The sequence below is a fragment of the Collinsella sp. AF33-16 genome, assembly GCF_003475325.1.
Taxonomy (GTDB): Bacteria; Actinomycetota; Coriobacteriia; order Coriobacteriales; family Coriobacteriaceae; genus Collinsella.
The window spans coordinates 994-1,491 of record NZ_QRQC01000047.1 but is presented as its reverse complement, the minus strand read 5'-3'; the positions used below and the strand labels follow the sequence as shown (position 1 = coordinate 1,491).

Annotated in this window: 1 protein-coding gene; it reads right to left on the bottom strand. The window is 60.2% G+C overall.

What is annotated here, in order from left to right:
- Positions 1–39: 39 nt before the first annotated feature.
- On the bottom strand, positions 40–498 hold a 459-nt coding region (locus DWZ52_RS10055), incomplete at its 5' end, for an IS3 family transposase (RefSeq protein ID WP_199579257.1).

The window sequence follows — 498 nt, the reverse complement described above, 5'->3', positions numbered from 1 at the left end:
TGAACTGCGCCCCAATTCTTGGACGGGCTAATAAGCGGCCTACGCCGCACATAGGGACTGATTCCGGAATTCCTCCGGGGTCAGTCCCTTCAGTTTAACCTGCCTCCTTCTCGTGTTCCAATGGATGATGTATTCGTCCAGGTCTCTCTTGAAGTCTTCGAAGCAAGGCCATTTTCTTCCGCGAAAGAACTCGTCCTTCATATGGCCGAACACCTGCTCCGTCGCGCCGTTGTCGATGCAGTTGCCCTTCCGGGACATGCTCTGCACCACGCCGGCCTCCTCCAGCCGCTTGCACCACCCGGCCTGCTGGTACTGCCAGCCCATGTCCGAGTGCAGGACCGGCCTGGAGCCCTCGGGCATCTTGGACACGAGCTGGTCGAGCAGCTCGTGCTGCTGGGCCATGTTGGGATGCAGCGACGTGGACCAGGCGACGATCTCCTTGCTGCCGAAATCGTAGACCGGCGCGAAGTAGGCCTTGCCCCAGGGCTGCTTGAACTC